General features: G+C 67.3%; 7 protein-coding genes and 1 pseudogene. 2 read left to right on the forward strand and 6 right to left on the reverse strand.

The genetic code is table 11. The features are described from left to right. Window positions 1–728: pseudogene (locus DP939_RS45015) on the reverse strand (hypothetical protein); the annotation flags it as partial. Between the two features lie 231 nt (window positions 729–959). Here DP939_RS45015 and DP939_RS45020 point away from each other — a divergent pair. Next, complete coding sequence (locus DP939_RS45020; RefSeq protein WP_113986960.1) at window positions 960–1,367, forward strand: Imm10 family immunity protein; 408 nt, start codon at window positions 960–962, stop codon at window positions 1,365–1,367. Between the two features lie 91 nt (window positions 1,368–1,458). On the opposite strand, the gene DP939_RS45025 is transcribed toward DP939_RS45020, so the two are convergent. Both DP939_RS45025 and DP939_RS45030 read right to left on the reverse strand, forming a co-directional pair. Continuing rightward, entirely contained in the window at window positions 1,459–2,010 is a 552-nt protein-coding gene (locus tag DP939_RS45025; protein WP_113986954.1) for a hypothetical protein, read from the reverse strand. 360 nt (window positions 2,011–2,370) lie between these two features. Next, the gene (locus tag DP939_RS45030; protein WP_199565855.1) at window positions 2,371–2,967 is read right to left on the reverse strand and encodes a DJ-1/PfpI family protein; all 597 of its coding nucleotides are present in this window, start codon (window positions 2,965–2,967) and stop codon (window positions 2,371–2,373) included. A 103-nt stretch (window positions 2,968–3,070) separates the two neighbouring features. Here DP939_RS45030 and DP939_RS45035 point away from each other — a divergent pair, with 103 nt between their 5' ends. After that, on the forward strand, window positions 3,071–4,021 hold the full coding sequence (locus tag DP939_RS45035; RefSeq protein ID WP_113986956.1) for a GlxA family transcriptional regulator: 951 nt from the start codon (window positions 3,071–3,073) through the stop codon (window positions 4,019–4,021). A gap of 137 nt (window positions 4,022–4,158) precedes the next feature. Here the strand turns inward: DP939_RS45035 and DP939_RS45040 are convergent, their stop codons facing one another. The 3 genes from DP939_RS45040 to DP939_RS45055 form a co-directional block, all read right to left on the reverse strand. After that, window positions 4,159–5,037, reverse strand: a complete 879-nt coding sequence (locus tag DP939_RS45040) for an IS3 family transposase (protein ID WP_113986957.1) — start codon at window positions 5,035–5,037, stop codon at window positions 4,159–4,161. A gap of 42 nt (window positions 5,038–5,079) precedes the next feature. Continuing rightward, entirely contained in the window at window positions 5,080–5,442 is a 363-nt protein-coding gene (locus DP939_RS45045) for a transposase (protein WP_113986958.1), read from the reverse strand. A 765-nt stretch (window positions 5,443–6,207) separates the two neighbouring features. Further along, window positions 6,208–6,431 (reverse strand): integrase core domain-containing protein (locus DP939_RS45055; protein WP_147267783.1); only part of this gene is annotated, 224 nt, incomplete at its 5' end.

Genomic DNA, 6,431 nt, shown 5'->3' on the forward strand with positions numbered 1-6,431 from the left:
AAGATGGGCCGTACCAGCGGCGCGGTACGCCGGTGGAACTCCTGCGCCCCCTGGGTGATCCGGCACTCGCTCTCGCTCTCGGTCATGCCCGTCTCGGCCCGGCGGCGGTGGGTCCAGGGCAGCCACCAGCGCCCGGCCGGCTTCGGCGGGCTTTTGGCCGGGGCCATCCGGGCGCCGCCCGCCGCCATTGTGTACCACTGGTCGTGGAGTTCGTCGATGGCGACCGTGCCGCCCAGGCGTTCGTGGTCCAGCCGCCAGGAGTGGATGGCCTCGAAGGCGGCGTTGTCCATGAAGTCGATGTTCAGGTCGAGGTCGACGGTGATGCCGGTGGGGATCGACCGCAGTTCCTGGGTCAGGTGTGGTACGCCGAGGAAGGTGAGCGAACCGGAGACGGTGACGTGCAGGCGTCCGTCCGGTTCCTCACGCTTGTCGATCGTGACCCGCGTCAGCCGCCGCAGCGCCAGCAGCGCGGCCAGGGCGAGCCCGGCCAGAACGCCCTCGGCGAGCCCGACCAGGACCACCCCGGTCATGGTGGCGTGACCGTCGGCAGGCTGTTCCGAGCGGGTGTGGCGGCCGCGGAGAAGGGCGCCGGCGGTGTGCAGTCGCTGCGAGCGCAGCACGAACGGGCCGAGAGTCATGCGTGACCTCGCGGCCGGTGGTGTGCTGTGCGGCTGGCCGAGCGCAGACACCAGTCGGTCCAGCAGCGAGGTCGCGTCCAGCGGTGTCATACCCGCCTCCCGATCTCGACATCCGGCTCGACGAGTGATCTGCAACCGCAAATAGGCGCATATGCCTACGTAGCGTAACTGTAGATAGTGATGAGAAAGCGCGGCAGATGAAACTGCAACGTCCCAGACGCAAAAGCCGGACAGCCTCCTGATCAGTGCATCAGCCGCGTTGTCGGCCTGCAGCCTGCCCACTTCATCTGCCGGACCGATATGCCGCTACTCTCCCGCGATATGACGATCAGGTTCATCGCCCGAGTGGTCGGAGTCGAGGATGGGGCCGACGATTGCCTGTCGGCCGGTATCGCCGAGACCGAGGACGGCGACGGCATGATGTTCGACTTCCAGTGCTCCTTGTACGAGCCCGACGAGCAAGACATTGCCCTGGGCTGGGACACCCATTGCGTGGTCACCGCGAACCAAGGCACCGCCTACGGCGCCGTCAACGAACTCACCCTGCACGGCAACGTGCTACGCATCGTGCTCGATCCGGACGATCTGGAGGCGCTGGGCCTGCCCGATCCCGAAATCGAGGCGATCATCGAGGCAGACGATGAAGCGATCGAGGAGTTTCGGAGCGCGTTGCGGCGCATCCTCGCCTATGGCCGCGCCGACGCGCGCCCGAGCGTTGTTCACCTTTGACGCGTCAACGCCAGGCCCTGCCGATTGTTGAAGACAGTCGAACTTACCGATGCAGCGTCCGGCCGATCGGTCACCAGCCGAGCCCGACAGGTCATCTGCTGATCGATTCGTAAGCATCGCCCCATTCGGTGAGCAGGACGAAGCCGGGAAGCGTCACCGTCTCCAGGAGATCGGCCAGCACGTCCGCTGTCGGCGGAAGAGGCAATGCGAGCAACTCGGCCACCGAGGTACGGCACGCCTCGAGATCGATACCGTTGTCGCCGTACTCCTGCTCCAGCTCCGGAACCACTGAGCACATCGCCTCCAGACCACCGGGGACGCGTGCTAGGCAGTCCCTCCAGTACGGGACTCTCACGATCAGCTGGACCGCGGTGGCCAGATCGCGGCCGATCAGTTCGGCCTGCCCTTCGGAGTCGGCATACAGCACGGGCCGTTGTCCGGCTGCGTCCCCGCAGAGAAAGAACGTCCCGCCCGAGCCATCACCGGCAACTGCTTCAAGCGCATCACCGGACGCCGGCTTCACCACCTCGACGTGATCGGTGCGGGAGACGTCGAAGTCGAACGGCCATGTCAGTGGCTCGGCGGCCGCTGGAGTGCGGTGGATGAGCTCGAGCAGGGGATCCGGGTGCACCACGGTGAGCATCGTAACGGCTCTCGGCCCTCTTCAATCGCCGGGAAACGATCACATTCATCCTGGGAAGCGATCAGCTACCCCTTGGTTCATCAGCAGGCCAGACCCACTCGTGAACACCCCGCTCACGGACGTGGCTCCTCGGCCGAGGCTAAGAGTTGTGCTCACTCCTGCGGAAGGGAGTGAGCTCGGGATGGGCACAGGGTGGCAGGCTGCGGGACGATGGTGGCACCGTCACCATCCCGCGGCTCACCGTCCAGCGGCCGAACGGCGTTCATCGCCGGGTGAAAGGCCACCGGCCGCCCCGAACCCCCAGGAAAATCCCATGGCAGCGCGGGCTGAGTCATCTCGGTCGCCTGGGGACTGAAGGGGTCACTGCGCGGCGCGCCAGACTGTGCCGCGACGCTGGTACTCCAGCACCTCCTCGGCCAGCAGCGCGGCCTGCGGGCCGTAGAAGCGTTCGGCCAGCCACAACCCCAGGTCCAGGCCAGAGGTGACGCCGCCGGAGGTGACCAGGTCGCCGTCGTCGACGACTCTGGCCCTGACGACGTCGCCGCCTCGTGCTCGAACGTCGTCTTCGGCGATGTGGTGGGTGGTGCAGGGGCGGCCGTCGGTGAGGCCGGCCGCGGCGAGCAGTTGTGTGCCGGTGCACACCGCCGCCAGGACGAGGCCGGGCCGGGCGGCCGCGGCCAGTGCGCGCGGCAGCGCACCGCGGGTCATCTCGCGGTCCACGCCGGAGCCTTCGCCGTAACCGCCTCCTGGCACCATGATCACGTCCGCGGTTCCGGGCGACCAGGGGGCCCGGACGGTGATCTCGGCCCCGGACGTGGTGGTCACCGCTCGTGGGCCGTCGACGGTGACGTAGGTGTGCCGTACGTGTTCCAGGACGCCGAAGACCGTGATCGGGCCGATGAAGTCCTGGTCCTCGACGTCGTCGTACAGGACGGTATGCACGCTGAGCGAGCGCATGTGACCTCCGCAGGGGAATGAGGGTGGGGGCCGCATCAGTATGTTGGTGCGTGCGCGAAGTGAACAGTGGCTCGAATGCCCGGTATGCGTAAGATCTGGCCACATGCATGTTGTCGCCGTTCTGGCCTTCGATGGGGTGGTGGCCTTCGATCTGGCGATCCCCGCCCAGGTGTTCGCCGCCGCGCGGCAAGCGGATCTGAGCCCTGCCTATGAGGTGCGGGTGTGCGCCGATCGGCCGCTCAACGCCACGGCCTGGGACCAGGACCTCTTCCAGCTTTCCCCGAGGTACGGCCTCGGCGGCGCGCTGAGCGCCGACACCGTGATCGTCCCGGGCGGCGACCCTGAGCGGCCGCCGGATCCGGAGGTGCTGCGGGTAGTGCGCACGGCCGCCGCTCGCGGCTGCCGGGTGGCCTCCATCTGCACGGGCGCGTTCGTGCTGGCGGCGGCCGGGCTGCTCGACGGCCGTCGCGCCACCACCCACTGGTATCTCGCCGATCATCTGGCGCGAGACTTCCCTGGCATCGAGGTGGATCCTTCGGTCCTGTTCGTCGACGAAGGGGACGTCCTGACCTCCGCCGGGGTCGCGGCCGGGCTGGATCTGTGCCTGCACATGGTGCGCCGAGACCTCGGCGCGGCCACCGCGGCCGACGCCGCCCGGGCGATCGTCATGCCGCCGCAGCGCGCCGGGGGGCAGGCCCAGTTCATCGAGCACCGCGACCCCGAGGGCGACTCCGACGATCTCGCCCCGGCCCTGCAGTGGATGCACGACAACCTGGACAAGCCGCTGACCCTGGCCGACATCGCGGCGCAGGCCGCCATGAGTACGCGCAGCCTGTCGCGCCGCTTCCGCGCCAGGCTGGGCATGACCCCGCTGCAGTGGCTGCTCGACCAGCGTGTGCGGCGGGCCAGGGAACTGCTGGAGACGACCGGCCTGCCTGTGGAGCGGATCGCGCGGATGACGGGGTTCGGCTCGGTCGAGGCTCTACGGCACCATTTCGCCAGACAGGTCGGCACCAACCCGAGGGCCTACCGCGCAGCCTTCCGTAGCCCCTGACGGCCCGTGCTCTTACACCAACTCATGCGGGAACTTCCCGATCATTCAGCACCAGCCGGCCAAGACAGCAATCGACCCGAACTTGCTCCGCTTCGACGAACACCAACTGTCAATCCCCCCGAAACGTGGAGACGGTTCTATGCCACAGCGACCCTGAGCAGGACCGATGAGGCTTGTCTCTTGTCGATCATGTGACGTTCGAATGTGGTGGGCGGCAGGCCGTCGTTGGCGCTGTGCCGCCGGGTGGTGTTGTAGAAGTCGGCGATCCAAGTGGCGATCTTCAGGCGGGCTTCGGCGCGGGTGCGGAACCGGTGGCGGTGCACGTACTCGACCTTGAGGGTGCTGTTGAACGCCTCCGCGGCGGCGTTGTCGAGTGCGCAGCCGACACGGCCCATGGACTGCACGACGCCCAGGCGCAGGCATGGCTCCTGGTGGCGGGCGGCAGTGTATTCCGAGCCGCGGTCCGTATGGAAGATCACTCCGTCGGAGTCGCCGCCGCGGGTGGCCGCAGCCATCTGCAGCGAGGCGCAGGTCAGCGCCGCGTCGTGGTGTTCGGACATGGCGTAGCCGAGCAACCGGCGCGAGAACAGGTCCTCGACCGTGGCCAGGTACAACTTGCCCTCACCGGTGTCGATCTGCGTCACGTCGCCGCACCACAGCACGTCCGGCGCGACCGCGGTGAACTTCCGGCGTACCAAGTCAGGGGCGGCGGGCCGCCTGCCCTGCCGGGTCAGTGAGCGCGGTTTGCGGCGCACCCGGCCGGCCAGGCCGAGCCCGGCCATCCGCGCCGCCACCGTGTTCTCCGACACCCGCCAGCCCGCCTCATGCAGGTCACGGGTGACGCGAGGCGAACCGTAGGTGCCGCCCGACGCCTCGAACGAACGAATGATCTGTGCATCCAGGTCGGCCCGCCGGCGCTGCCTGGCGGTTGGTGCGTCGACACCGATGCGGTTCTTCCACTTGTAGTACCAGGACGGGGACACGCCCAGCGCCCGACAGGAGGTGATGTGGTCAATGTCGTGCTCGGTCTTCTGGGAGCTGACGGGAGGCCGCCACGCTTACCGGCCCATCGCCTCTTTGACCCACAAGACCACGGAACGCTTGAGGACATCACGCTCGTCTTCCAGCTCGGCGCGTTCCTTCTGCCACGCCGCCTTCTCACGCGCGTGCTGCTTGGCCAGCTCGGTCTTCTCCCGCCGCAGCCGGGCCAACTCCTCCTGCTCGGACTCCTCCAGCGCCTTACCCCCGTTGCCGTTGTACTGCTCGTCCAACCGGTCCATCTGCACCCGATTGTGCAGCGTGTACGGGCTGATCCCCAGATCCCGCGCCACCTGGGCCACGGGCTTGCCGGTCTCCTTCACGATACGCACCGCGCCCGCCCGGAACTCCGGATTAAAGCGCCGCCGCGTGACTGCGGCCACGACCAAACCTCTTCCGGTTCGGTCTCCACGCTACGAGGGGAAGGCCAAACGATGTGGCCGGCAGGGTCACGGTAGCCATGCTGCCAGGCAGACAATGCATACAGCGGTGCTCTCGCTACGCAAGAGCAGGCAGTCGGTGACTCTAGGAGTCGAATGGTTACTAGCGTTCAACCAGGAAGAGGGGGCCAGGCCGGAGCGACGATGCCCTGGCCCGTCCCACCCCACGAGTCCCCCATGCCTCCCCGACGATCGGCAGGCCCATCGCCACAACGGCCCTGCTCAGCAGCCTGCCCACTGGCCTGGCGAAACCGGCCGCCACCGATGGCGCCGACGGTCGGTTCACCCTGCGCACCACCACGAGCGAGACCATCATCATCCCGCCCACCGACTCATACGTTGAGATGATCTCTTCCAGCCGGCCAGTGGCCACTATCGACTTCTCCCAGAAGTTCCCCAACGGGCTTCCGGTGGGATCGGTCTCCTCCGACATCCGCAACGGAAAGAGCCCGGCGCCCCGACATTGGCGGCCCGCCTTTGGCCCGGGTTCGACATAATTCGGCGCCCTGGAGGCACGGATTTGGTGTCTGAGCTGGGCGGATATGGGTGTGGCCCGCCTGGAGGCGTTTCTCTAGGCGGTCGGGTTTGTGCTGGTCAGCGGGCTGCGGGCTGGAGGTCGATGACCTGCGTGGGACGGGGGATGTCGAGCTTGGCCAGGAGGTCGGTCTGTGGCTTGGTGAGGGTGGACCGCCCCGGCGAAATTGGAGGCTAGATCGCTTGGTTCTCGGCCGCCAGGTCAGTGCCGGCGGTCGATCGGTGGAACGTCTCCTCATACTCGACCGGAGGGACGTTCCCACAGTAAGAATGTAGCCGTTCAGAATTGTACCAGGCAACCCATTCCATCGTGGCGATAGTCACGTCCATGACGCCTTTCCAGCCGCCGTAGAAGTCGATGAGCTCCTTCTTGTAGAGACTGTTCATGGACTCGGCCG

Origin of the sequence: Spongiactinospora rosea, assembly GCF_003315795.1 — a bacterium.
GTDB classification, from domain to species: Bacteria; Actinomycetota; Actinomycetes; order Streptosporangiales; family Streptosporangiaceae; genus Spongiactinospora; species Spongiactinospora rosea.

Excerpts from the sequence above, each read along its gene's own strand:
- DP939_RS45020 (WP_113986960.1), top strand. The coding sequence starts at position 960 with ATGACGATCAGGTTCATCGCCCGAGTGGTCGGAGTCGAGGATGGGGCC.
- DP939_RS45025 (WP_113986954.1), bottom strand. The coding sequence starts at position 2,010 with ATGCTCACCGTGGTGCACCCGGATCCCCTGCTCGAGCTCATCCACCGC.
- DP939_RS45030 (WP_199565855.1), bottom strand. The coding sequence starts at position 2,967 with ATGCGCTCGCTCAGCGTGCATACCGTCCTGTACGACGACGTCGAGGAC.
- DP939_RS45035 (WP_113986956.1), top strand. The coding sequence starts at position 3,071 with ATGCATGTTGTCGCCGTTCTGGCCTTCGATGGGGTGGTGGCCTTCGAT.